At 43.1% G+C, this 26001-nt stretch carries 19 protein-coding genes and 1 tRNA gene; 10 read left to right on the top strand and 10 right to left on the bottom strand.

Going from position 1 to position 26001, the window contains the following annotated elements; all coding sequences use genetic code 11:
* Positions 1–56: 56 nt before the first annotated feature.
* Positions 57–992, top strand: a complete 936-nt coding sequence (locus Q3A68_RS18210) for a hypothetical protein (protein WP_302902551.1) — start codon at positions 57–59, stop codon at positions 990–992.
* A gap of 498 nt (positions 993–1490) precedes the next feature.
* Here the strand turns inward: Q3A68_RS18210 and Q3A68_RS18205 are convergent, their stop codons facing one another.
* The 4 genes from Q3A68_RS18205 to Q3A68_RS18190 form a co-directional block, all read right to left on the bottom strand.
* Positions 1491–3335 (bottom strand): beta-L-arabinofuranosidase domain-containing protein, encoded by a 1845-nt coding sequence (locus Q3A68_RS18205; RefSeq protein WP_302902550.1) that lies wholly within the window; start codon positions 3333–3335, stop codon positions 1491–1493.
* A gap of 126 nt (positions 3336–3461) precedes the next feature.
* Positions 3462–5036 (bottom strand): glycoside hydrolase family 43 protein, encoded by a 1575-nt coding sequence (locus Q3A68_RS18200; protein ID WP_302902549.1) that lies wholly within the window; start codon positions 5034–5036, stop codon positions 3462–3464.
* 37 nt (positions 5037–5073) lie between these two features.
* Entirely contained in the window at positions 5074–7185 is a 2112-nt protein-coding gene (locus tag Q3A68_RS18195; protein ID WP_302902548.1) for an alpha-L-arabinofuranosidase C-terminal domain-containing protein, read from the bottom strand.
* Positions 7186–8481: 1296 nt separating this feature from the next.
* Positions 8482–10152: a molybdopterin-dependent oxidoreductase gene (locus Q3A68_RS18190; RefSeq protein ID WP_302902547.1), complete on the bottom strand. Its 1671-nt coding sequence runs from the start codon at positions 10150–10152 to the stop codon at positions 8482–8484.
* A gap of 523 nt (positions 10153–10675) precedes the next feature.
* On the opposite strand from Q3A68_RS18190, the gene Q3A68_RS18185 reads away from it, so the two are divergent.
* The 4 genes from Q3A68_RS18185 to Q3A68_RS18170 are packed head-to-tail and all read left to right on the top strand — an operon-like array spanning position 10676 to position 14975.
* Positions 10676–11089 (top strand): hypothetical protein, encoded by a 414-nt coding sequence (locus Q3A68_RS18185; protein WP_302902546.1) that lies wholly within the window; start codon positions 10676–10678, stop codon positions 11087–11089.
* Between the two features lie 9 nt (positions 11090–11098).
* The gene (locus Q3A68_RS18180) at positions 11099–12295 is read left to right on the top strand and encodes an acetate/propionate family kinase (protein WP_302902545.1); all 1197 of its coding nucleotides are present in this window, start codon (positions 11099–11101) and stop codon (positions 12293–12295) included.
* Positions 12288–14672 (top strand): phosphoketolase family protein, encoded by a 2385-nt coding sequence (locus Q3A68_RS18175; protein ID WP_302902544.1) that lies wholly within the window; start codon positions 12288–12290, stop codon positions 14670–14672. Before Q3A68_RS18180 ends, Q3A68_RS18175 begins: the two co-directional genes overlap by 8 nt.
* Positions 14673–14696: 24 nt before the next feature.
* Positions 14697–14975, top strand: coding sequence for an adenine nucleotide alpha hydrolase family protein (locus Q3A68_RS18170; protein ID WP_302902543.1), 279 nt, complete (start codon positions 14697–14699; stop codon positions 14973–14975).
* Positions 14976–15274: 299 nt separating this feature from the next.
* Here the strand turns inward: Q3A68_RS18170 and Q3A68_RS18165 are convergent, their stop codons facing one another.
* The 6 genes from Q3A68_RS18165 to Q3A68_RS18145 form a co-directional block, all read right to left on the bottom strand.
* Complete coding sequence (locus tag Q3A68_RS18165; RefSeq protein WP_302902542.1) at positions 15275–15940, bottom strand: AAA family ATPase; 666 nt, start codon at positions 15938–15940, stop codon at positions 15275–15277.
* A 4-nt stretch (positions 15941–15944) separates the two neighbouring features.
* The gene (locus tag Q3A68_RS18160; RefSeq protein ID WP_302902541.1) at positions 15945–16217 is read right to left on the bottom strand and encodes a hypothetical protein; all 273 of its coding nucleotides are present in this window, start codon (positions 16215–16217) and stop codon (positions 15945–15947) included.
* A gap of 62 nt (positions 16218–16279) precedes the next feature.
* Positions 16280–17221, bottom strand: a complete 942-nt coding sequence (locus tag Q3A68_RS18155; protein WP_368045689.1) for a site-specific integrase — start codon at positions 17219–17221, stop codon at positions 16280–16282.
* 57 nt (positions 17222–17278) lie between these two features.
* On the bottom strand, positions 17279–17503 hold the full coding sequence (locus Q3A68_RS23205; RefSeq protein WP_368045688.1) for an Arm DNA-binding domain-containing protein: 225 nt from the start codon (positions 17501–17503) through the stop codon (positions 17279–17281).
* 250 nt (positions 17504–17753) lie between these two features.
* Positions 17754–17840, bottom strand: a tRNA-Ser gene (locus tag Q3A68_RS18150).
* Positions 17841–17985: 145 nt separating this feature from the next.
* A complete protein-coding gene (locus Q3A68_RS18145; protein ID WP_302902540.1) occupies positions 17986–20052 on the bottom strand; it encodes an HD family phosphohydrolase in 2067 nt (688 codons plus the stop codon).
* Positions 20053–20264: 212 nt separating this feature from the next.
* Here Q3A68_RS18145 and Q3A68_RS18140 point away from each other — a divergent pair, with 212 nt between their 5' ends.
* The 5 genes from Q3A68_RS18140 (at position 20265) to ruvB (ending at position 26000) form a co-directional block, all read left to right on the top strand.
* The gene (locus tag Q3A68_RS18140) at positions 20265–21443 is read left to right on the top strand and encodes an acetyl-CoA C-acyltransferase (protein WP_302902539.1); all 1179 of its coding nucleotides are present in this window, start codon (positions 20265–20267) and stop codon (positions 21441–21443) included.
* Positions 21444–21451: 8 nt separating this feature from the next.
* Positions 21452–22372 carry a hypothetical protein gene (locus Q3A68_RS18135; protein WP_302902538.1) on the top strand — a complete coding sequence of 307 codons (921 nt, stop codon included), beginning with the start codon at positions 21452–21454 and terminating at the stop codon, positions 22370–22372.
* A 175-nt stretch (positions 22373–22547) separates the two neighbouring features.
* Positions 22548–24050, top strand: a complete 1503-nt coding sequence (locus tag Q3A68_RS18130) for a POT family MFS transporter (protein ID WP_302902537.1) — start codon at positions 22548–22550, stop codon at positions 24048–24050.
* Positions 24051–24144: 94 nt separating this feature from the next.
* Positions 24145–24876, top strand: coding sequence for a polyprenol monophosphomannose synthase (locus Q3A68_RS18125; RefSeq protein WP_302902536.1), 732 nt, complete (start codon positions 24145–24147; stop codon positions 24874–24876).
* 101 nt (positions 24877–24977) lie between these two features.
* On the top strand, positions 24978–26000 hold the full coding sequence (ruvB, locus tag Q3A68_RS18120) for a Holliday junction branch migration DNA helicase RuvB (protein WP_302902535.1): 1023 nt from the start codon (positions 24978–24980) through the stop codon (positions 25998–26000).
* Position 26001: the final 1 nt, after the last annotated feature.

Raw genomic sequence — 26001 nt, 5'->3', positions numbered from 1 at the left:
ACTGTCTTTAAAAAAAGTATAAAATCCCATTTAAAGAGATAAAAATCACGCCCAAAATGAAGTTACAATGCATCTGCAAAAAAGCTATAATTTTAACGGGATTCCTACTCACTTGTAGTAGTTTATATGCACAAACCGGCAACACTGGTATCGGTACCATTACACCGGGCAGTAAACTTACAGTGAACGGTTCGCTTGCAGCACCATACAAAAATATTAGCGCCAGCGGGACTGTAGGGGCTAATGATTTTTATCTTGCATATAACGGCAGTAGTAATGGTACACTTACATTGCCCGCAGCGGTGAGCGGGACGGGTAATTTCTCTGGACGGATGTATCATTTCAAAAATACCGGCACAGCAATATTAACGGTAGCGGCTAATGGCGCAGAACTGATCGATAACCAAAGCGGTGCCGGTGTAGCTTCGGTCGACGTACCGGCAGGATATTATGCTTTTTTTATAAATAAGGGCACTACTACTGGGACGACCTGGGAACTGGTCCTGTTATCAAGCTCCAACAGTGTACCTGCTGCTGCGTCCACTTATCCGTTTGCGGCGGTGCCCACCACTACACGGCAGTCATGCACTGCTTCTCCAACTCTTTCAATAAAAACAGAAATCAATTATCCACAAGGAAGCGTGGTTAATACGGGCAATGTACTGAATACATCCACCGGGCGGTTCACGGCCCCTACTAGTGGTTACTACATGTTCTACGGAGCTACACAATTTGACAATGGCGCGGTTGCCAGTAATCCCAGTTTTGGGTCTGTCACTTTGTATTTGGTAAAAAACTTTGGAGGCTCTCCTGCTGTGTTGGTTCAAACCTTTGAATCCAATCCGGTAACTGTCGAAGGTTTGAATACGTCATGCATCACTTATCTAAATGCAGGTGAAACTGTCAGCATGGCCGCAACTGCTGCAGTGAGCAGCGGTAGTACTTTTCAGGTAGTTGTCAGCTCGCTCTACGGTTACAAAATTGCTAATTGACTTTGCTTTTGATCAGTATCATTAATGGGTGGTAAGGAACAGCGCCGATTGGAGTATAAGCAGGGGTCTTTATTAATGCCAATAAAAACGCATTACACATTGCATATAAGCGTTTTACATTTGATTTGCTGTGAGGGAGGGATTCGAACCCAACTTATTATATTGTTGATTTATATCCATTTAAGTACCGTGAGATAAGCAGTCGCCACAGATGTCGCTCTTTGTATTACCTCTGTAAATCTTAACTAAAGATACACATTTTCAAATAACCAGCAAGTAAGCATAATAACAGTAAGGTATATGTTTTACGTTCGTTAACGTTACAGATTATTAATTCTGAGTTTTTTAATTGCCTACACAACACGGTGCTCCAAAGCCCACCGAGCAGCCCGATCAGGCCTCCCGGAGTGTCCACTTAGGGGCTACCAATTAAACCAAATTTATTAACTAATGTCCTGGATTTGGGGTTAAGTTTTTATAAGATCACGCTCTCCTCCGTCAATACCCTCTGATAGTACCGTATACTCCGTATGATTGATCTCTAATGTCGTACAGTGGACGGAGTGAGTAAATTCTCCCCTCGTCAACTAAATGAAATAGGTTGTTATCGGATACTGACAGGTTTTTCAAGATTTCTTCCTTTGTTCCTTTTAAAATGACCTCCGATGCGGTCTCAAATGCCATGAGATTGGGGCCGTAAAATATGGCCACTACTTTTGGATCATCAGGCATAGCCTTGATATAAAAATTGTAGTGGAAAACCAGTTTTATTTTTTCATTGTTCTTCCATTTGCGATTTATACTGTAATAGGATGAAGGCGAAACATTGGCATTCTGCCTTTGGCCATTGACATATATATCTACTTTTCCTGCCCAAGCGGGAGTTAAAAAATTAAGATTAAAAACCACCTCCTTCTTTGCTGAAACAGTAAATTCTACCGCGGAGTCTGTAGGAAAATTGCCCTGTTGCTCCAATACTATGCCTTTTTCAGTCCATGCAACTTTGGAGGGAATGTATAGGTTGACCCACAAATCAGAATCGCCATGAAAATAAATTCCTGAATTTAATAAAGCAAATGCCTCAATGCTGGTGCCGTTGCAGCAGCGAAAATCATTCTCTTTTAAAAAAGCCTTAACTCTGGGAGAACCAAGCGGTAAATGATAAACATTATTTCCTGTAAGGGAGTTTTGTGTTGGCAACACGGCATTGTAAAATGCATTCATGTACTCGTTGGCATAGATTGGATTGGCTGTCCATGAAAAAAGCGTTGAAGTTAGTTTCTGTGTGTTGTGTGATACACATGATTCTGCGATCTCATTTGTCATCGTATTGCTGAGATGGTCCGGCACGCCCCAATGTTCTGCAGTGAGTGAGGTGGGTGTAACAACATTAGGCCGTGGCCCGCTGCTTGATCCGTTTGCGTAGGCGTGATGCTTAATGAGCATATCCCAGAAATTCACTACAGCATCATGGTATAAATTTTCGTGCGTAATGGAATATCGCTGAGCAAATCCATTGACTAATGCTAAATGCGTATTGGAGTGCAGCCCATTCAAAATATCTTCGTTCTTTGACAGAGGAACGGCAAACCAGTCACGGTCGAATATTTTCGCTAGTGCAAGGTGCTTAGGGTCTTTTGAAATTTTGTAGAGTTTATATAAAACATCGTTCATTGCACCGGATTCGTTTGCAGGATTCGCCTGTGGGGTGTAAAGTACCTTTTCAATGGTTTCCTTATCAAGTCTGGACATTCTGTTATTGACATAAGCCGCCATTTCCTCGACCATCACATATGCCTTTTTGTTTTTGGTACGTACAAAAACATCCAGCAGGCCCTGCATGATCTTGTGATAAGTGTAATACGGTGCCCATACACCACCATACTTTTTTTCCAATGTATCAAATTCGATTTCCGGAAATGCGCTTAAGTAACCGTTTCCCAAAGCTTGCTGGCATTTGTACAATTCGTCTATCATGTAACTAAGCCTCTTGCTTAATAATGTATCCTGATACTTTTCTACCAATAACGAAGCGGCGGAAAGATAGTGTCCGGTGAAATGGCCTCTCAATCCTACATCCGGTGCTTCCCAACCTTCAAGAGGCTTGGCGTTAGAAGGCAGTTTTGCATTTACCCTAAAATTGTGTAATAACCTGTCGGGGTCAAGAGATTTAACATACCTTGTGTTCAAGTCTTCTCTTTGTTTTACCCATGACGGTTTTAATACAACCGAAGCATCGGGGAAGGGCTGCGCTTTCTCGATGACATTATTGACCTCCTGGCCAAACGATTGTAAATAACCAAAAATGCATAATGTTGCAACCGCTAATAATCTAATTTTCATCGCGAATTTTTAATTTGTGTTATAAAATCAATCGGCACCAGTGAGGTATCGCGTCCTCTAAGCATAATAACAGTAAGATATATTTTTCATTTTTTTACCTCCTTGCGTTCGTTAATTCCCAAGGCTTTATTTCTCCGGGGAAATGGAACCTGCTATGTGAAAAAAGTCAAAGTCGGCCGCTCCCCCTATGTTTTTTGTAGCATAATTAAACAAAGCAAAACGATAGCCCATGAAATGTGGGAAGGTATAGGCCATTTTTAATTGCGTGCCCAATGCCATCCACGTTTTCCCATCCAGGCTATAAAAAAAGTCTGCCACGTCTTTTCTGTTCGTAAAGTTGCATTCCGCCTTAAAGTATACTACTTTTTGGTTTAAGGGGATCTTTTGTGCTTCTACAGGTTGTCCGGTGCTTGCATTGATCATTACGATAGCTTTGCTATCCCCGGTTATTTTTACACCAGCCAATCCGTAATTTTTTTGCAGAAGGCCCAAACCCGCAAAATCACCATCTTTCATTTTAGAAATGTCGAGCGAAACTGCCCCGGAGCATACCGGGCCCATGGTGCGTTGTGTCAATGAATTTGGTGCCATCAGGAAATTGGTGTCGATCCTGCCGGTGGTGAGTCGTAAATATCCTTTCCGCGCTGTAACAGACCACAAGCTATTATCCGGGTTATGGTTCCATTGCCAAACCAGTGGTAATGCCAGTGCGCGTTTTTTACGGGTAAACTCGTCCGAAGCCACAATGCCCGGGATCAAACCTTTGCCGGCCGGCAGGTCGAGTGTATCGGTCACTTTGCCGCCAGTGCCCAAAACGGGCCAGCCATCCACCCACTTTACAGGCACCAAATAGGGAATACGGCCCACCGAGCCATAATCACGAAACAAATAAGAATACCATGCCCCATTTGGCGCTTCGACCAATCCGCCTTGCGCCACACCCAGATCCTGGAGGGCAATTCGTCCTTCATACGGACCGGTGATCTTATCTGCCCGGTGTATTGTAACAGTGCGTACGCTGCCCTTTGGCCATGTAATATTGAAAAGGTAATATTTGCCGTTTATCTTAAACAGCTGAGAGCCCTCCGGACCGAGGCCGGTACCGCCCGAAGGCTCTCCTGCCTTTTCAACGATAATTTTGTCCGTTCCGCCGAGTTTTATACCGGAAAGATCATCCTTTAATTCAACTAATCTTAAATCTCCGCTCCCGCTGATCATATACACTTTTCCGTCATCATCAAAAAATAAGGAGTGGTCACCCAGGTCGGGGGCAAATGACCTGGCTTTCCACGGACCTTTTTTGATATTTTTAGTACTGTAAATGTGCGTTTTATTGGTATTTGCAGAAAATGTGCTTACATAATAGGTGCCATTATGGAAACGAATAGAACTTGCCCACGACCCCTGCCCATACATGTTTTTGCCATTTGTGAGATTCGTTGCGTCAATATTTGCTAAAGTATCATATGCATAACCCACCGTCTTCCAGTTCACAAGGTCGTTCGACTTCATAATTGGTACACCGGGACTCATGTGCATCGTTGTGCTGCTCATGTAATAGCTATCGCCTACGTGTACTATTGATATGTCCGGTACATCTGCATAAATAATAGGATTAGTTGCTTTTTGTGCATATAAACACGGCGCTATAAGCGTGATAATTAAGGCCGTCATCCCTAACCTGTAGATCGCATTTCTCATATTGACTTTTTTTCCTGGTATTCTTACCTGGTTTTAATTATTTTGTTAATGTATTTATTTGAAGCACGCTTACTGAATATGGATCAAAAGTCCTTGTAAATTTAGCGCCGGGCACTTTTACTTTGGTGGTAACCGGAACTATTTTTACCGGATCGTTTATCGTGTTCGTATCTCCCGGTTTATCACCTTTTATTACTACGATGATACCCTCGGGAGAAAGCTTTCCGGCCCCCTTCAGATCAATATCAACCTGCTGCGGCTTTCCTGTTGCATTTACTACTTTAAGAAACAGTTTTCCCGTTTTTGTGTCCCGGGTGGCTACATAAAACATGGCTGGTATAGGTTTGGGCATGTTGTTCGCCGCGCTGTCCTGCTTGGTGGCAGGCCGCGTTTGGGTTGGTATATTTACACCTGCCACGGGAACCACCTTATTGCCGATATAGCTGTTAAACATCTTCTGCACATAATATGATGGCGAACCAAAACTTGTCAATGCATCATAACCTATCAGGTTTGATTCCCATTGCCATGCTTTCGGCGCAGTTGCGGTAGCCTTATTTACATTTGCAAATAAAGGCGCATAGCATGAGCGGATAACCAGGTCCGAATTTCGCTCCATACCGGTCATCCAGGCTGCATCGCCAAGGGCGGCATTCAAATTGGTGGTGGGCATGCCTTCTGTTGTTGCCCATTCACCTACAAACACTTTATATCCTTTGCGATCATAGTTATCATAATGTGCCGCGTCCTCTTCCATCCCCCAGGCATTGCGGTAATAATGTTCATCTACAATTTCGGGCTTGCGAATTGTTAATTTACTCCTGGTCCCAAGCCAGTCCTTACCGCCGATGGTTGCTATACAGTGAAGGTTAGGATATTTGGCTTTAATGCCATCATAAAACTGGGCAAAACGTCCGTCGTAACTGCCAGACGCGTCAAACCCATCTTCGTTACCAATCTCCACATAGCTGAGTTTAAAAGGTGCCGGGTGCCCATCGGCTGCACGCTTAGCGCCCCAGTAGGTGTGTATATCGCCCGTAACATATTCAATTTCATCAAGGGCATCATCTACATATGGCTTTAAAAGCGGGCCTGCGTCCACATGGTCGCCATCGAGTGAATAGCCGGCATGAACGGCAAGCAGCGGTTCCATTTTCAGGTCTTCGCACCATTCTAAAAATTCAAGTAAGCCCATTCCATCAGTGGGGCGGTATCCCCATGAGCCTGTATGGCCGGGACGATTTTCAAGCGCGCCTAAAGTGGTCTTCCACGGGAACGCATCATTTAGTTTCGGGCCTTCAAGAAAATTACCACCGGGGAAACGTAAAAAACGGGGTTTCATGTCGGCCAGTAATTTCATTATGTCTACCCGGTTCCCATTTGGGCGGTTATGATAAGTTGGCGGAAATAACGAGACGAGGTTAAAATAATAAACCCCGGTACGGTCTGTTGAAATAACAAAACGGGCGTCAGTTGTTGGTTTAACACCAGCGCCGGTTGTTAATTTAAGTTCATATTTTTTCCAAAAGGCACTTTTTATCAAATTAATAGTACCCGAAGCATATACCGTTTTACCGTCGTTGCTTTCTATACTTACGGTTATTGGTCCGGCCGTGTTATCAGCAATTACAGGGACTGCAGTTTTAGGTGCGGGAGCCCATTGCTCGTTCAATGGCTTGCTTTCCATACCTTTAATATAAAAAGAGGCGTTGTAAGTTGTATTAGGCAAAACCGGTATGCCCCAATAACCTTCATTTGCAATACCGACCCGGCCACCTCCGGTATCAACCAATAATCTTAAACAAGTGGTTAACGCGCCATTAATTGCATGGCGCCGCTCATCTGCAGGTATATAGTTGGGGTTTGCGGCAACTAGTTGCATTGTAGCCTTTGCGCCACCTTCCTTGATTACGCCCCATGCTTCCGGCGTATTTGGGTTGTCTTTAAATATTCTGTTTCTGATCAGCTCGGCATACAAGCCCCCATCGTACGAATGGTTGATCTCTTCGGTCATCAACCCATACAGTTGTGGACTTACATTTGCGCCGGGCTTAGTTAAATCAAGTGTTAGCTTAGGGGTCTGTGCTTTAAGGCTTGTTGCTGTGAACAGGAACAGGCACAAACTTGAAATGGGGAATAACTTTTTCATCGTGAAATTTAATATTATTTATTGTGTTTTTTACACTTATTTTACAGGGCCAACGGGTCATTTCCATTGTTCGGAACACGCCCAAACATTGGCATACTTTTTTCTAAAATCTATTTAGCAATATTTGAATTGGTACCAGGTTTATTGATTGAGCGGTAAAACTAAAGAAGAGATAATTTAATGATGAGAGATAAAAGTTAAAAAATAGGGCGCTAAATGTTAACTTGTAAAAAAAAGTACATTTTTTAAATGCCTTCCTAATGACTATGCTTCAAAATTTTGCAATACAATGCTTTGAAGCCAGAGCAAGGCAAAGCTGTTTCGACCGGGTCAAAACGGGGCTTGCCGGGACATAGTCCTTCCCGTAACTAATAGTTTGGCCCTTCACTGCATTTGTAGCTACTATGGCCGCTCCTGACTCCTGGACGCTCAGCCGAATGTCTCCATCGGGGTTGTTACTTAGCAGAACCGCGTGCCCGTTCAGCTAACGTCCCGTTCAGGTCTCCCCGGGTAATGCGCCTCTACCTTCCCGCTTATGTCTGCCACATCTACCCTCATGCCTTCCAGGTAAGTATTGGACTTCGAAGATGTTGGCCTCCTTGTCCGGCATGAAAGCCTCGTATGCGGTTTCTGTTCGTCAAACCAGCGTTTTGCCTAATGCTTCCTTCAGATTCCGGGTCGCCCCGCACACCCTTGCCTTCGGCTAATCGTTCCCCTTACCCGGCCCATAGTGGACTTCCACCACGGAGTAAAAGCGCCCTGCCGGGCGCACCAAAAAAAAGCCTATAAATATATGATTTACAGGCTTTTGGTGTTTTTTGACTATCCAATCAGCGGTGAGGGAGGGAATTGTATGCCTCTTAAACCGAATTGATATTCAATACTTTACGTGGTTCTTATTTCTTACTCGCCGAAAAACTCACCACTTATTTAATACAGATTAATTGCAAATCTATCATACAAATATAAGTATTATTGGATTGAAAGTCTACAACCATAGCCTAATTGAATGTGGCCTTCAAATAAATAAAATCTCTCTGCAGACCAATGAATAGCTTGCCCTGCTTTTTACAATGAATACCAGTCTATTTTCATATTTGGTGCGCAAAAAACGTATTAGGGTATATTAATATAATTAGCACTGAGTGAGTATTCGTTATTGGGAAAAAAGCGATAAAAGATTAGTTCATTATCGCTTTTGACAAACTAATTTTTCCGCGTCCGGCCCATATACAAATGAAAGAGGAACTTAGAGTCCTACTTTCGCAACCGTGAAACATTTCCAACAAATTGGCTCTACGTATCAGCCAGCAGGTCAAAATATTCGTCATCTTCATTTTTACCGCCGTAACCTTTACCTACGAATTCAGCCGTTTCTAAAAATTCGATCTTATTGATCCATTTCACCATTTTGTAGCCCAGCTGGTTTTCAATTCTTAGTCTGAGCGGCGCGCCGTACTTTTGCGGCAGCGACTGGTAATTCATTTCCCAGGCGAGGATAGACTCGGGTTTCAAGCAATTATCCAAACTGTGGGTATCATAATAATTCCCGCCGTATAGGCCCTCGCCAAAAGAGTAAAATATTACGGTAGTCGCGGACGGATGGGGTTTAACAAGTTCCGCGAGCGCTTTGATCGGAATGCCGCCCCATTCGGCAATACCCGACCATCCTTGGATACAATGGTGCATCGTAATATTTTGTTCCAGTCCCAGTTCTTTGAGCTTTTCGAGCGATAGCTCTACCGGATTTTCAACCAAGCCGCCTATTTTAAGCTTAAAATCTTTAAAATCATTAGCTGCCAGGTTTCGCCATTCGGCTGATTCGGGCATTTTGCCGTTTACCCAGAAATAAGGCGATATATCTTTTTTCGTAAAATATAGCTTTGGTTTTAACTTATTAATAGAGTTAAGCCATAAAATGCCATTAATATCGGCCTCTGTTTTTTGCAGCAAACGGGGCCTTTGCCATGAAACCCAATGGGCGAAGAAACCAAAAGCCACCGTAAATAAAACAATACCCGCGCCAATATAGAGGCCTGTATGGCTAACCGCATTATCAGTACCGACAGTAATATGGTTCATATTACGGGTTAACCCTGTCGCCGCAACCATCGCTACATGAATGATGATAAAACCCACAAATGCCAGCATAACCAAAAAATGAACAGAACGGGCGCCCTGCCGGTTGCCAAATAGTTTGGGGACCCAGTGAAACCTGTTCTCGATAGCGGGGGACATTGACATTCCGCTAAGCATGGCTACCGGCGCTAAAATAAAGACCACGGCAAAGTAGGAAATTTGTTGCAAGGCATTAAAATGATAAAACCCGTTTGGCTCGATAGGCATGTGAAAGGTGGCATAATGCACGAAGACATTCCAGGAATCTGGCAATATCCGCCACGATACTGGAACTAACCGCTTCCATTGATCCGTAAGGAACAGGAGCGCAACACATACCACGCCATTGAAAAGAAAAAAAGGAACGGTTATAAAATGCCAGCAGCGTGCCAGCCCTACCGAATGGCGGTAACCCGGCAGACCTGCTACCGGATTTAAATAACGGCCATCCTCTTTAGCCGTATAAACCCTGTCGTCAGGAACTTTTACCGGGGTAAAACGAATCCACTCTGAATGCGGCGAACAGCCACGGTTCCAATACAGGCGGGGATGATCAGCCAGTATGGAAAGTCCGCTCCTGATGATAAGTACTAGGAAAAAGAAGTTAACCCAATGGCTGAGAGATAGCCATAACGGAAATCCTTTAGGGCCTGTTGGAGTTATCGCAGGGAAGGCGACAGAAGGGTCGGATGGTAAACCGAACACCAGGTATTGCATCCATGCAAGCCCGACTGTTGCCATCAATAGTATAAAGAGTATAATAAGTGCATAGGGATTAATACCTATAAACAAGCGCCTGTCATCTGGAAATTTTATTGCGTGTTCGGCTTCAGTAAAGTAGGTAAACATTATTACTTGTAATTAAGTGTTAAATTGGTTTTACTTCAACCTATATGAAGCAGGTGCACAATTTGGGCATATATGATTTAAAGCCTTAGGAAATCAGACCTTTGAATCGTTATGGTTCACTGCAAGAGGCTTTAAAAGAGCTTATTTGTAATTTACAATCTCCAGCCTCCCTAAACAGGGAACGGTATTTATTCCTTTAAGTTTTTAATATAATTATCAACCAAAACTATTTCCCTCAAAATTTATCCATGCTTTATTTAAAAGATGTTGCAAAGGAAATAATCATTGGTTTTCCTGCGAATATCAAATTATATTATAAAAAACAATTGTTGTTAATCGAAGTTATCTTAAGCATAACGCTCATAAAGGACAGGCATAAAAATCAACACCTGTTTTACGCAAAAATGAAGGCTTAGATTGACAGCACCTTTCATTTTTCTATAATCACCTCCACTTAGGAATTGCCATTATTCTACTACGGTGATATTTAAGTTTTACTAACAATTTTACAGGAAACCAAAGCATGAAACAGCGCAATTATATCCGATACTTCCGTGTTTTTAAGAATGACACTGTTGTAACAGAAGTTTCTACAAACGATTTTCAGCCTTTAAAGTTTAAACCCTTTAAGAAGGATTGGCTTATTGGAAACACTAAAGATGTGTTTTGCGCTATCGCAAGCGTTAATTATAGCTTACCAATTGATGACGCGTTATTTTATGGTTACAGTACACGGGCCAAAGCCATGGAAATGGCTAAAGCAGGCGCATTGGCGCATATTAACGCCTTAATAGTTATGGGCAAAGATGGGGAACTGGCCCTTTATGAATATCGTTTTCATCATTACCAGGACCTCACCGTCAGTTTGGTTGAGGCAAATATTCACGAAGCGGAACCTAAAACCGCAAATGCACGGCTTGAAAAAGAAATTCAATAAACACCAATCATGATACTTACCATTAATGGCGGTTCGTCCAGCATAAAATTTGCTTTGTTCGAGGTGGACAACTCGCCCGAAAAAGTATGTTACGGCCAGCTAACCCGCGTGGGTACTACCGGCACCAGGTTTACCGTAAATAGCGACGCTACCTCTTTGCCGGTTACAGCAACAACTTACAAGGGTGCTATTGATTTCCTGGTGGAATGGCTCGAACAAAATATAACATTTTCTGATGTTAAAGCCATCGGCCATCGCATCGTGCACGGCATGCAGCATACCGAACCCAGCCTGATCGATGCCGAACTATTGAAAGACCTGAAAAATATCGGCGCCTACGATCCCGATCACTTGCCTTTTGAAATACTCCTGATAGAAGGGTTCAAAAAAAATCATGCAGAGATTAGTCAATTTGCCTGCTTTGATACGGACTTTCATAAAGATATGCCGCAGGTAGCAAAGCTACTACCCATTCCACGCAGGTTTGATAGATCAGGCATCCATCGTTACGGATTTCACGGACTCTCCTACCATTACCTGATGCAGGAACTGGAACACTTAGCAGGCAGACAAATAGCAGACGGTCGTATCATCATTACCCATTTAGGAAACGGTGCCAGCCTCGCCGCTATCAAACATGGTAAAAGCGTCGATACCAGTATGGGCTTCACACCTGATTCGGGCGTACCGATGAGCACCCGCACCGGCGATCTTGATCCCGGCGTTGCCTGGTTCATGATAAAGTCGGAACAGCTTACGCCCAAACAGTTTAATCATCTGATCAGCAGCGAATCCGGCTTACTGGGCATTTCGGAAACCAGCGGAGATATGCACGACCTGTTGGAACTAGAAGCGACCGATATACGTGCGGCAGAGGCAGTAAGCTTATTCTGTTACCAGGTAAAAAAATGGATCGGCAGCTTTGCCGCCGCTTTGGGCGGCCTTGACACTCTCATATTTACCGGCGGTATCGGCGAAAATGCACCGTCCATACGCGCAAGGATCTGTGAAGGCCTGGGCTTTTTGGGCGTAGAGCTCAATGATGAACGCAACCAGAAGAATGCGCACTTCATATCCGCGGCAAACGGCGTAAGCGTACGCGTCATGCATACCGACGAAGAAATGATGATCGCAAAATTAGTTTGCGACAGGATGGACCTAACCACAACACAAAAACAGAACACTAAAGACATACACCATGCTTGATACAACTGAACCAACCGTAACCGAAACACTTTCCGACGCGCAATTGCAAAAAATGGATGCCTATTGGCGCGCTGCCAATTATTTATCAGTCGGGCAGCTTTATTTACGCGATAACCCGCTTTTAAAGGAGCCCTTAAAGCTGGAGCATATTAAAAATATGCTTTTAGGCCACTGGGGCACCACCCCCGGACAGAACTTTATCTATACCCACCTTAACCGCATCATCAGGCGGTACGACCTGGATATAATCTATGTTTCGGGGCCGGGGCATGGCGGGCCCGCTGTGGTGGGCAGCACTTATTTAGAAGGCACGTACACCGAAGTCTACCCGAATATAACACAGGATGAAGACGGGCTAAAGAAACTTTTTACGCAATTTTCTTATCCGGGCGGAATATCCAGTCATGCCTCGCCGCAAACTCCCGGTTCCATTCACGAGGGCGGCGAACTGGGTTATTCCCTCAGCCATGCTTTTGGTGCAGTACTGGATAACCCCAAGCTGATCGTGGCCTGCGTCATAGGGGACGGCGAAGCAGAGACCGGGCCGTTGGCTACCGCCTGGCATTCCAACAAGTTCATGAACCCGCTTACAGATGGTACAGTATTGCCGATACTGCACCTCAACGGTTATAAAATATCAAATCCTACGATGTTAGCCAGGATCTCACACGAGGAATTGGAGCAATTAATCCGGGGCTATGGCTGGAACCCCATTTTTGTGGAAGGCGATGACCCCGCATTGATGCATCGCGCGATGGCGGAGGCTCTGGATTATGCGGTTGACCGCATATTGCAAGTAAAATATGATGCCCAGCACCCGAACGGGCAACGCCCGCGCTGGCCAATGATCATTTTGCGTTCACCCAAAGGCTGGACCGGCCCCAAAGAAGTAGACGGCTATAAAATTGAAGGTAATTTCCGGGCCCACCAGATCCCGCTGGCTGTTTCGGCAGCGAGCCCGCCCGAACACTTGAAAATCCTGGAAGAATGGATGAAAAGTTACAGGCCGGAAGAGCTATTCGATGACAAAGGAAAACTGCTGCCTGAACTGCAAATGCTGGCCCCTAAAGGCGAGCGTCGTATGGGTGCTAACCCACATGCAAACGGCGGCCAGCTATTGCGTGACCTGCGTTTGCCTGATTTCCGGAATTACGCGGTGACAGTTGATGCTCCTGGCACTGAAGGCGAAGGCGATACTTATGTATCCGGCCGTTTCCTGCGTGATGTTATTAAAGAAAACCAGGTCAACCGCAATTTCAGGATTTTTGGCCCGGATGAAACCGTATCCAACCGGCTGGATATCATCTTTGAGGCCACTGATCGCCAATGGACGGCGCCCATTGCTGAAAGCGACGAGTTTCTGGCTGCCGATGGCAGCGTAATGGAAATGCTGAGCGAACACCAGTGTGAAGGTTGGCTGGAAGGTTACCTGCTGACAGGAAGACATGGTTTATTTAATTGTTACGAAGCTTTTATACATATCATCGATTCCATGTTTAACCAGCACGCCAAATGGTTAAAGGCAAGTTCCGAACTGTCCTGGAGGCGAAAGATCGCTTCCTTAAATATCTTGTTGACCTCAACCGTTTGGCGGCAGGATCATAACGGATTTACGCACCAGGACCCTGGTTTCATTGATCATGTGGTGAATAAAAAAGCAACCATTGTGCGGGTTTATTTACCACCCGATGCCAATTGCCTGTTATCGGTGATGGATCATTGTCTGCGCAGTTATCATTATGTCAACGTAATCGTTGCCGGGAAACATCCGGCCCCGCAGTGGCTGAACATGGAACAAGCTGTTGAACATTGTACACGAGGAATCGGAATATGGAATTTTGCCAGTAACGACCAGGAAGCCGAACCGGATGTGGTGATGGGCTGCAGCGGTGATGTACCTACACTGGAAGTATTGGCGGCAGTTTCGATCTTGCGCGAACACTTACCGGAGGTTAAAATCAGGGTTATTAATGTGGTTGACTTATTTAAATTGGAAAAAAGTACAGAACACACTCACGGATTAACCGATGCAGACTATAATGCTTTATTCACCACCAACAAACCGGTAGTGTTCGCCTTTCATGGTTATCCGTGGCTGGTACACCGCCTAACTTATAACAGGGCGAATAATGTCAATATGCATGTGCGGGGCTATAAGGAAGAAGGAACGATTACGACATCCTTTGATATGACCGTATTGAATGAAATGGACAGATTCCACCTGGTCATGGATGTGATCGACCGCCTGCCGCAAACGGGAACGACAGGCGTTTATTTGAAGCAATTGCTACAGGATAAACTGATCGAGCATAAACATTATATCAGTGTTCACGGTAAAGATATGCCCGAAATACTCGACTGGAAATGGATCAATTGATCCTAATCATTAAAACCAAAAACAATGAAAACAATCGCCATATTAACCGATTTTTCGGAACGGGCAGAAAACGCAGCTAATTACGCATATCGTCTTGCGCAATCATTACAGGCCGACATCATATTATATGACTCTTTTTTAGTACCCTCAGCCAGCCCTTTAGCAGCTCAGATCGCGTGGCCAATGGAAGATTATGACCAGTTATATAAAGACAATGAAAGATGGATGCGGACAAAGTTATTGAACAAGTTGATGATTACCAGCAGTAACAGCCTAATAGACACAAAAAAACCGATAAGATAAGCTGATGAACAGAATAGCCCTTATTCAACGGTTAAGCAACTGAAGTGTTAAACCGGGCAAAGCATCAAGGCCGGGCCTCCGCTGAAAAATAAACAAAAAGCCCGCTTGCTATAGCCTTGATGCTTTGTCCCGGTTTGGCCTATCTTCGCGGTGCCGGTGAATAAGGGATCACAAGTAAAAGCAACGGGAAAGAAAGGTGGTTGTGAGTGGGCGACCAGCTTCCTTTAGCGGGTCAGGAAAAGCTGTTTTTACAATGGAGCATCGCGGAATGTAAAAATGGCTTTCCCTGAATGGGATATTTACCGACCCCGGCTATAACCCGAGTCTTGTTCCTCATCATTATCTTCATTCCTTGGATTACCTCTATAGCGGTTAGCGATATTGATAACCGTTTGTTCTACGGATGTAGGAAGGTTCGTGCTGAGGTAAATAAGCTCTTGTTGTTTTATACTTAATATTGATTTAAATTCACTAAAATCTTTTGAACCATCAACTATCTCCAGATTGTCAAAGCTGTCAGCATAACGTTCGAGATAAAGCAGCCCTTCATCATAATTTAGCTGGATATTTTTATGATCTACAAAATGTCCGCCATTCAGCACTCTTTTATTTACCCGGTAAATAGATTGTTCAATACTGTCCAAAGTCAAATAGACCATGTTTGTGGTATAACCACGGCGCTTAAATTGGGTGGCTATATCCACTAATTCTTTATCCCTAAAGTTAGTTTCTAAAGTGAAATGCTGCCTTTGCCTGACTGCTTCATTAGCCTGGTTAAAAAATTCCTGTGTCGCTGTGTCGTATACCTTTTTCTTAGGCATACCAGGTGATTGGGCCTCTATGCGGGCAATAACTTTATCCACGTCAAAGATAATGGCACCGGGATTCGACAACTCTTTGGAAAAAGTCGATTTTCCTGCACCATTCGGCCCCGCGACATATAACAGCTGCGGGTTGTTTGACATAAGATCAAAGGGTTTTTACAAAGTGTTCTTTTCCTGTATGATCCATCCATATCAACTCCTTCCTGTCGCGATATTCATGTACCGCATGTGCGTTTGTCGGGCAAACTAACGGATCGAAATAAGTGAGGTAGCTGTTTTTTGCAAACGCTTCTTGTTTAATCTTTTCATAGGCCGGACGCAGTCTTTCCCGCAGTTGTTCGTCCGATAGCTCGAAGATCGGAACTGAACGTAAATCTTTTAAAGTGCTGCTGCTCATACTTGGGTGTTGTGTTCTCAAACAAATATAGTTATTAGTAAATTGATGTTTTGCTGGCTTCCCAGGTTTTTGTAATTCATTTATCAACAAACGCCTGCTTTATATTTCTCTTTTAATAACGCCATGTCCTTGCTGACTTTCATGTCTAATATCTTAGCATAGTGCTGTGTGGTTTTGATATTGGTATGCCCTAACATTTTTGACACTGATTCAATAGGCACACCATTGGATAAGGTGACTGTGGTTGCAAAGGTATGCCGGGCAGTATGGTATGTAAGCTCTTTATCGATGCCGCAAACGCTTGCTATTTCTTTCAGATAGGCATTCATTTTTTGATTAGTTGACACAGGTAAGGCTCTCCCATTAATTTCGCAAACTGGGTGAAATGCATACTTATCTAATATGGCGAGTGCAGACGGTAATAACGGCACACGAGTTGGTGTATCAGTTTTTTGACGTTTTGTGTAAATCCACATTTCACCATCCAGCCCTTTTTCCACCTCTGCCTTTTTCAATTTTTGTACATCCGCATAAGCCAATCCAGTGAAGCAACTGAATAAAAAAACATCCCTTACCTGGTTAAGCCGGACCGTTTTGAAGACCTTATTAGCTATAAGGTCAATTTCATCTTGATTCAAAAATACCCGATCGACAATCTTTACTTTCGATTTGTAGTTTCTGAAGGGATCTTGGGTAAGCCATCCACTGGCCAAACAGAACCGGATAATCTTTTTGAAATTCTTGACGTATTTCAGAGCAGAGTTGTTGGAACACTTTTTTTCCGAGCGGAGGTAAAATTCCAAACTGGTAATGAATTCGTGGTCAATTTTCTTTATATCAACATCAGGTGCTTTAAACTTCCAATAAATATAATTTTCTGTGTGCTTAATTGTAGTCCGGAAACAAGTCAGCGTTCCTGACGAATAGCCGTTTCCAATCAGAGCGCCCATATTGTTATTGTGCTCTCTAAAAATCGTTAATAGCATAATAGCCTTTTCATCATTACCCAAAAACCTATTTTTCAATTTTTCTGCTGTTATAGCTATCGCTGCTTCTGTTAGCTCCTTGTGAGCGTCGTAAACCTAATGTTGAAGACCATCGAGGTAGGCGTTGAACGACCTGATATTTTCAGTTGTTCCCTTTAGACGGCCAGAATAACTGTTCCATAAATTAGGATCACATTCGCGGTTGGAAGTAGCTTCCGCACGTTCACCATTAACAGTAATTCGGATATAAATTGGCACGAGGCCTGATACATAGTTTTTGGGCTTTTTTAAATAAAAAAGCAAGCTGAAATTAGTTTTCATGTTTTTGACAATAAAAAGTGAAACAAAATTAAGCTTGCAACTAATCCTAAACAAGATGTTCAATTATCAAACATCTTGATAATCAAATAAATAAGCCGATTTGGTGAGTAAGAATTTTCGAGGTCTCAACTCACCGAATTACTCACTTTTTTATTATGATTTAGTGCATAAAACGGCAAGTTGATCTAAAAATAAAAGCCTGCAATCATTTGATTTGCAGGCTTTTATCTGTTTTTGATATTGAAATCAGCGGTGAGGGAGGGATTCGAACCCTCGGTACAGTTTCCCGTACGTCAGTTTAGCAAACTGATCCTTTCGGCCTCTCAGGCACCTCACCTTTTTAAAAACAAATGCCTGTTTTTGGGACTGCAAATATAGTGATTCGTCTAAATCGTCAAAAAAAAATATTAAGGTTAAGTGGTTGATTAAGTTAAGTAGTTGATTGAGTTGAACTTATTCTGCTTAATGCCCGTATTGCAGTGTCAATAGTCAACCCTGACATGATAAATACTTCCGAGCATCCGTTTAAAGATCGTCTTGATAGTTTCTATATCCTTTAGTGTTATGTTACTGTCTTTCAACTGATCCTGGTTCAGTTTGTATTTTACGATACGGTCAACGAGGTCGCTGATGGATTTTTCGTCAGGCTCACGTAATGAACGGGACGCGGCCTCCACTGAATCAGCGAGCATCAAAACACCTGTTTCTTTTGAATATGGGATTGGCCCCGGATACCGGAAAATATTTTCGTTAACAAACTTTTCTGGGAAGTTTTTCAAAAACGACTGGTAAAAATAATCTACCCTTGTATTGCCATGGTGTGTGCGAATAAAGTCGACGACGATCTCCGGCAGATTAGCTTTCCTCGCCATTTCTATACCCTTGCTTACATGGCGGATGATGATCTGTGCGCTTTCTTCATACGACAGCTTATCATGAGGATTAAAACCGGGACTTTGATTCTCGATAAAGTATAACGGGTTCTCTATTTTACCAATATCGTGATATAATGCCCCTGCTCTTACCAATAAAGCATTGCCGCCAATGGAAAATATAGCATTCTCGGCAAGGTTAGCTACCTGTAAGGAATGCTGGAATGTTCCCGGGGCGGTGAAGGCCAGCTCGCGTAGTAATGGCGCGTTGGTATTGGTGAGTTCAATCAGCGTAATATCCGATGTGATGGCGAATACCTTTTCGAAAGCATAGATCAGCGGATAAGCCAGCAGCGTCAACAAAACGCTTACTACAAATGGCACAAAATCCATCCAGTCTATATTACTGAAACTACCCTCACGGATAAACGATATACCCAAAAATGACAGAAAATAACCAAAGGTTATGATCACTGCCGAAATCAGGAATTGCTCACGGCGTATCAGGTTTTTGATGCTATAGATAGATACCATCCCCGCTGTAATCTCAAAATAGGCAAACTCAAAACTATTAGGCACAAAAAAGCCTGCTACCAATATCACAAGAATATGGATGTTTAACGCCAAACGGGTATCGAACAGTATCCGGATGATGATCGGAACAATACAATAAGGGATATAATACAGGTTAGGCAATTGCAGCCGTATAGCCAGCGACAACGAAGCCAGCATTGCCGTTACTACCAATAAGATCAGGCATACCAGCCGGTTATCCTCATAAATATCGCGACGGAATAAATACAGGAATACCACCAGCAAACAAATGACCAACGACACCAACAGAAATTGCCCCAACAGCACCAGGCGGCGGTCACCATTCACACGGGCGTTATCCTCAAATGCTTTCTTAAAGGATTCCAGTTTTTGGTAGATAACGTCATTGATGACCGACCCTTTACCTACTATCACCTCCCCTTTTTGCACCATGCCACGCGTTTGAGATAAACCTTCCAGGGCCTCTTTTTCCAACCTGGTGGTAAGCTTATCGTCATATTTCAGGTTGTTCTGCAGGCGATCCTGGATCAGGTCGAGCAAAAACGTTTTATCAATATCCTTGCGTCTGCTCAATTGCTCATCACAGTAGGCCAGAGCCTTCTCTTTGGTGTACAGATCGGCTGTATTCTTATCCGTAGCAACATTCTTATTCAGTATCGTAATCGGATAATTCTGCTGATTCTGCTGATATTTCGGGTTCAGACTTAAAATACCTGTGTCATAAATTTCTCTAAGCAGATCTCCGCCAGTATTTAAATACGTCTGTTTTTTCTTGTCATTGATGCCCGAATCATGCCATTTTATTTCCAGGTCATTCTTAAAACCATCCAATTGAGCCTGTTCCAATTCGCTATCCCATTGATAGATCGGTGTTATGCTGTGAAGTGCTGCCCGCTGGTCATTCTCAATTTCAGGCTGTGTTTTAAGAATAGCAAAGTTATAAGGCGATACCAGGTCCTTTTGTGTCCATATACGTCCCCGATCATATTCATACCTGAATTTGGCCTGTTTTGGAAGGGTAAATACAATAAGGCAAATACTGGCGGCCATCATCAAATACTTTACATTATCAGAGTATTTGCGCAGGATCGCCTTCTGGCGGGTATTCGATAGTTTAGCCATTGAATGAATTAACCATTCAAAAATAGTAATATTTTGGTTGAGTGGTTGATTAAGTTAAGTGGTTGATTAGGTTACATGACCGGGAGATTTAGAATAGTTGCAGAAATAACATAATTAACTTAATCCAACTCACCCAACCAAATATTATGCATGCATAGCATTTCGTTTAAGTAAAAAGCCTAACTTTGCCTCACCAATTCAGAACAGATTCAATGAAAGAAGTATATATCGTATCGGCTACACGCACCGCTATCGGCAGTTTTGGTGGCGGTTTATCGTCGTTATCAGCTACTCAGCTTGGCGCAACTGTTATTAAGGCGGCAGTTGAAAAAGCAGGCTTAAGACCCGATCAGATACAGGAAGTTTATATGGGAAACGTCCTGTCGGCCAATGTAGGCCAGGCGCCGGCAACCCAGGCAGCTATATTTGCCGGACTACCCTATCTACCAGCAACTACTGTAAACAAAGTGTGTGCATCAGGCATGAAAGCTATTATGCTGGCGGCCCAAAGTATCCAGTTGGGTCAGAACGATATTGCGGTAGCCGGAGGTATGGAAAGCATGAGTAATGTACCTTATTACCTGGATAAAGCCCGCAATGGTTATCGTTTAGGCAATGGGCAGATAATCGACGGTTTAGTAAAAGACGGCCTTTGGGATGTGTATAACGACTATCATATGGGCTCGGCAGCCGAATTATGTGCCGAAGAATGCAAAATAAGCCGAGAAGACCAGGATGCCTATGCGATCGAATCGTATAAAAGAGCCCAAAAGGCACAGGCCGAAGGTAAATTTAAAGATGAGATCATCCCTGTCGAATTAAAAGATAAAAAAAGCGAGGTTACTTTATTTGCCACCGATGAAGAACCTGCTACTGTAAAATTTGATAAAATACCTTCCCTAAAACCTGTCTTTAAAAAAGAAGGTACCGTGACAGCTGCTAATGCCTCAACTTTAAATGACGGCGCCGCAGCTTTAGTATTGATGAGTAAAGAAAAGGCCGATGAAATGGGGGTAAAACCCTTAGCCCGCATTGTATCCTTTGCCGATGCGCAGCAAGCCCCTGAATGGTTTACTACAGCTCCATCAAAAGCTATTCCTCTGGCTTTGCACCAGGCTGGCTTATCATCAGATCAGATAGATTATTTTGAGATAAACGAAGCTTTCTCCGTTGTATCAATTGCTAATAACCAGCAATTGAACTTAGATCCAGCCAAAGTAAACGTTAATGGCGGTGCTGTTTCACTTGGTCACCCACTGGGCGCTTCAGGTGCGCGAATTATTGTAACTTTATTGCACGTATTACAACAAAACGGCGGTAAATTTGGTGCAGCCGGAATTTGTAACGGCGGCGGCGGCGCCAGTGCAATGGTTATCGAAAATTTGCGTTAATAGAAATAATGAAGAAAATACTGATAGTGTGTTTAATAGCGGCAACCTTGCCGCTATGTGTTTTTGCGCAGCATTCCGACGATAGCGGCAATACAAAGCAATTGATGGTATTCCAGGATAGCCTGGCCCATCTCGGTAAACAGTTTATTAATAATGACACCGAAATGGAGCGCATGAATGCCAATACGCAATTTATACAAACCCTGGTACAGGCGCTTAAGATCCCTCATTCCTTTAATTTTCCATTTGATTCTGTAAAGGCTGTAAGCATTCTTAATTCTCCTGATAACCGATATCGTATCATTTCATGGCATGTAGCTTTTGATGATGGCAGTTACCGTTTTTACGGCACCATACAAATGAATACCGGCGAGAACTTAAAGATGTATCCATTAACAGATAACTCGCCTTATATTAAAAATGCAGAAGATACCGTAACCAGTAATAGTCAGTGGTTTGGTGCACAATATTATAAGATCATTCCGGTATATTCAGGTCAAAATCCTTACTATGTCTTATTAGGATGGAAAGGTAATACAGTAAAATCAACTAAAAAAGTAATCGAAGTACTTTCATTTAACAGAGAAGGTAAACCGATGCTTGGTATGCCCGTATTTATCGGCAATGGCAAAACGCGTAAAAGAGTGGTGTTTGAATATGCAAGGCAAACCTCTATGCTACTAAACTATGATGAGAATCAGCACCTGATCGTATTTGATAACCTGGCGCCACCTGACAAAAAACAGGCAGGTAAATATGAATTGTATGGCCCCGACCTAAGCTACAACGGCTATCGTTTTAAAGACGGGCACTGGATATACGTCGACAATGTAGACATGAGAAACGCTCCGAGCAATCAGGATAACAATTATATAGACCCCAAGAAACAAGCGGAAATTGACCGCTCTACCGCAGTGCCTGGTAACTGAGGTGAATGGTTGAGTATGTTGATCGAGTTCATTCTTGCACCGGTTAACTCAATCCAACCTAATCAACTTATAACATAATCAGCCAAATAATTATTATCTTCACTGGAATAGTACCGATATAAAATTTTGATTTAAAGGAATTATACTATTTTAGCCCAATTTTCAATAAATTAACATGACTCAAAATCTGGCAGAGGCTCCTGTAGCTAAAAAATCAAGATTTCCCAAAAGTGTGCCCTTTATTATCGGTAACGAAGCTGCAGAACGCTTCAGTTTTTATGGAATGCGTTCCATATTGACGCTATTTTTGGTAAATCAATTTTTTAACCCTACCCACAACCCGTCATTATCTACTGTTGCTGATGCAAGGGCTAACTCTTTAAATCATTATTTCGTAATGCTGGCCTATGCACTGCCTTTTGTGGGTGGTTTGGTTGCTGACTGGTTTACAGGCAAATACAAACTAATTTTATATATTTCCATTGTATACTGTTTAGGGCATTTGCTGTTATCAATATTTGATACCAATCTGGATGGGTTTACTTTTGGAGTAATTGTAGTGGCTATAGGTGCTGGTGGTATCAAATCTTGTGTATCAGCCAACGTAGGCGACCAATTTGATGCAACAAACCAGGACTTATTATCAAAAGTATATGGATGGTTCTATTTTGCCATCAATTCAGGTTCCATGTTTTCCACTATTTTAATTCCGTGGACATATAAAAATTTTGGCCCAAAATGGGCGTTCGGCGTCCCAGGGATATTAATGGCTCTTGCTACCGTTATTTTCTTCTCCGGGCGCAATAAATATGTAAAAGTTCCACCTGCCGGTGTGAACAGGAATAATCTGGTATTTATAACATTTTACGCTTTAACACACTGGGGCCAAAAAAAACCGGGGCAATCAGTTTTGGATGTCGCCAAGGGTGAATATGATCCTGAAAAAGTCGAGGGTATAAAGGCGGTCTATCGTGTAATGGCCGTATTCTTCTTCGCACTGGCATTTTGGGCTGTTTGGGATCAATGTCTTTCGGAATGGGTGCTTTATGCCGACAAAATGAATCGTACAATAAATCTTGGCTTTACAAGCTTCACGGTTCTGGCTGGCCAGGTGTCTACTGTTAATACCGTATTTTTATTATTATTTATACCATTATTCAATTACTGGATATACCCGGCACTTGACAAACGCGGACTTAAAACCACGCCGTTGCGGCGGTTAGGCTTCGGTCTGGTACTTACAGCTTTATCCTTTGTGGTAATTGGTTTAATACATACTAATTTAGATGCAGGTGGCTCACCTTCTATATGGTGGCAGGTATTAGCCTACGTACTGCTATCGGCAGCCGAGGTGCTGGTCTCCATCACTGGCTTGGAGTACGCATACACTCACTCTCCAAAATCAATGAAAAGTACCATGACTGGGATATGGTTTCTGGTCGTTTCGGCCGGCAACTTAATTACTGCATTGGTAAACGGCTTTATCGCAAAGGGTGGATGGTGGACAGTTCACCTTAAGGGCGCAAATTACGAATGGTTTTTTGTTTCCTTCATTATGGCTTTCATAGTAGTATTTATGTTTGTCGCTCCACGATTGAAAGAGCATAATTATATCGAAAATCCGGAAGATGAACCTGTTATGCAAAACCAGGTGATTGCCGACACAAACAATTTGTAACATTTTATCACGATTTTCTTGTCACCATTTTCAAGCAATTAATTAATAGATTACCTTTGCCTGCTTAAATCTTAGATTAACTTAATATCCGACTGTGCCTGATAGCATTGTTATTATACCAACCTATAACGAAATAGAAAATATCGAACGGATCATCCGAAAAGTATTTTCTTTGCCTCATGATTTCCATGTTTTGGTCATTGACGATGGCTCACCTGACGGCACGCCGCTGATCGTCAAGCAATTGCAAAAAGAATACCCCGAGCGGCTCTTTATCGAAGAACGTGCTGGTAAACAGGGCTTGGGCACCGCTTATATTCACGGTTTCAGGTGGGCTCTGGCACATCAGTACGATTTTATATTCGAGATGGATGCTGACTTTTCGCACAATCCCGATGACTTACTTAGGCTACGCCAGGCTTGTATCGATGGTGCAGATGCCGCTATAGGATCCCGTTATATTAAGGGCGTTAACGTCGTTAACTGGCCCATGAGCCGTGTGTTGATGAGCTATTTTGCATCCGTATATGTCCGTTTTATTACCGGCATTGATATACAGGATTCAACTGCCGGTTTTATGTGCTATAAGCGCCGCGTATTGGAAACATTGCAGCTGGATAAGATAAAGTTTGTAGGCTACGCCTTCCAGATCGAAATGAAATACACCGCCATCAAACATGGTTTCAAAGTAGTTGAAGTACCTATCATATTTACCGACCGCACCGAAGGCACCTCAAAAATGTCAACCAAAATATTTCGCGAAGCCATTTTCGGTGTGATCCAGATGAAAATCAATAGTATTTTCAGGAAATATCCGGAAGGATGATTGATTTCGAATTTCGAACGTTCAATTTCAAATTTATTTTTCTGATCCTCACTTCAAATTCGAAATCCCAAATTCGAAATTAAATGCTAATTTCGTTGGCAATGAACGAGCATCTTGACCCTGACCGCGAACGCCTCTCTCCTGCCGAAAGAGATATTGAAAAAGTATTGCGCCCGCAGGCATTTGAGGATTTTACCGGTCAGCATAAAATATTAGCCAACTTAAAAGTATTTGTTCAGGCTGCACGCCAGCGTGGCGAAGCGCTTGATCATGTTTTATTGCACGGTCCCCCGGGATTGGGTAAAACCACCCTCTCGTACATCATCGCCAATGAGATGGGCGTAAACATCAAGATTACATCAGGGCCGGTATTGGATAAACCAGGTGACCTTGCCGGTCTGCTCACCAATCTTGAAGCTGGCGATATTCTTTTTATCGATGAGATTCACCGCTTAAGCCCCTTGGTTGAAGAATACCTGTATTCAGCAATGGAGGACTTTAAGATCGATATCATGCTGGAGACAGGCCCTAACGCCCGTTCAGTGCAGTTATCATTAAATCCGTTCACTTTGGTAGGTGCAACTACCCGTTCAGGCTTACTTACTGCCCCTTTACGTGCCCGTTTCGGAATTAATTCAAGACTTGAGTATTACGATGCTAAACTTTTGACTACCATAGTTTTAAGATCAGCAGAAATACTAAAAACACCGATCAGCGAGGAAGGTGCGTATGAGATTGCCCGACGTAGTCGCGGCACCCCTCGTATTGCCAATGCTTTACTCCGTCGCACACGGGATTTTGCCCAGATAAAAGGCAATGGCAACATTGATACCGATATAGCTAATTATGCGCTTAATGCGTTGAATGTCGATCAGCATGGATTGGACGAAATGGATAACAGGATACTGCTCACCATTATCGATAAGTTTAAAGGCGGTCCCGTCGGTTTAAAAACCATCGCAACTGCCGTGGGTGAAGATGAAGGGACAATTGAAGAGGTATATGAGCCATTCCTGATTCAGGAAGGTTTCTTGATGCGCACAGCACGCGGTCGCGAGGCAACAGACAATGCTTACAAACATTTGGGCAAGCCACGTACTGGCGGTAACCCGACTTTATTTTAAA

It is taken from the genome of Mucilaginibacter tolerans (assembly GCF_030519375.1).
Taxonomy (GTDB): Bacteria; Bacteroidota; Bacteroidia; order Sphingobacteriales; family Sphingobacteriaceae; genus Mucilaginibacter.
The sequence above is the reverse complement of the archived record's forward strand: the minus strand, read 5'-3'. Positions and strand labels throughout refer to the sequence as shown.

Bases quoted from the DNA above. Each gene is read 5' to 3' on its own strand.
- Q3A68_RS18210 (WP_302902551.1), top strand. From the start codon at position 57: ATGAAGTTACAATGCATCTGCAAAAAAGCTATAATTTTAACGGGATTC.
- Q3A68_RS18205 (WP_302902550.1), bottom strand. From the start codon at position 3,335: ATGAAAATTAGATTATTAGCGGTTGCAACATTATGCATTTTTGGTTAT.
- Q3A68_RS18200 (WP_302902549.1), bottom strand. From the start codon at position 5,036: ATGAGAAATGCGATCTACAGGTTAGGGATGACGGCCTTAATTATCACG.
- Q3A68_RS18195 (WP_302902548.1), bottom strand. From the start codon at position 7,185: ATGAAAAAGTTATTCCCCATTTCAAGTTTGTGCCTGTTCCTGTTCACA.
- Q3A68_RS18190 (WP_302902547.1), bottom strand. From the start codon at position 10,152: ATGTTTACCTACTTTACTGAAGCCGAACACGCAATAAAATTTCCAGAT.
- Q3A68_RS18185 (WP_302902546.1), top strand. From the start codon at position 10,676: ATGAAACAGCGCAATTATATCCGATACTTCCGTGTTTTTAAGAATGAC.
- Q3A68_RS18180 (WP_302902545.1), top strand. From the start codon at position 11,099: ATGATACTTACCATTAATGGCGGTTCGTCCAGCATAAAATTTGCTTTG.
- Q3A68_RS18175 (WP_302902544.1), top strand. From the start codon at position 12,288: ATGCTTGATACAACTGAACCAACCGTAACCGAAACACTTTCCGACGCG.
- Q3A68_RS18170 (WP_302902543.1), top strand. From the start codon at position 14,697: ATGAAAACAATCGCCATATTAACCGATTTTTCGGAACGGGCAGAAAAC.
- Q3A68_RS18165 (WP_302902542.1), bottom strand. From the start codon at position 15,940: ATGTCAAACAACCCGCAGCTGTTATATGTCGCGGGGCCGAATGGTGCA.
- Q3A68_RS23205 (WP_368045688.1), bottom strand. From the start codon at position 17,503: ATGAAAACTAATTTCAGCTTGCTTTTTTATTTAAAAAAGCCCAAAAAC.
- Q3A68_RS18145 (WP_302902540.1), bottom strand. From the start codon at position 20,052: ATGGCTAAACTATCGAATACCCGCCAGAAGGCGATCCTGCGCAAATAC.
- Q3A68_RS18140 (WP_302902539.1), top strand. From the start codon at position 20,265: ATGAAAGAAGTATATATCGTATCGGCTACACGCACCGCTATCGGCAGT.
- Q3A68_RS18135 (WP_302902538.1), top strand. From the start codon at position 21,452: ATGAAGAAAATACTGATAGTGTGTTTAATAGCGGCAACCTTGCCGCTA.
- Q3A68_RS18130 (WP_302902537.1), top strand. From the start codon at position 22,548: ATGACTCAAAATCTGGCAGAGGCTCCTGTAGCTAAAAAATCAAGATTT.
- ruvB (WP_302902535.1), top strand. From the start codon at position 24,978: ATGAACGAGCATCTTGACCCTGACCGCGAACGCCTCTCTCCTGCCGAA.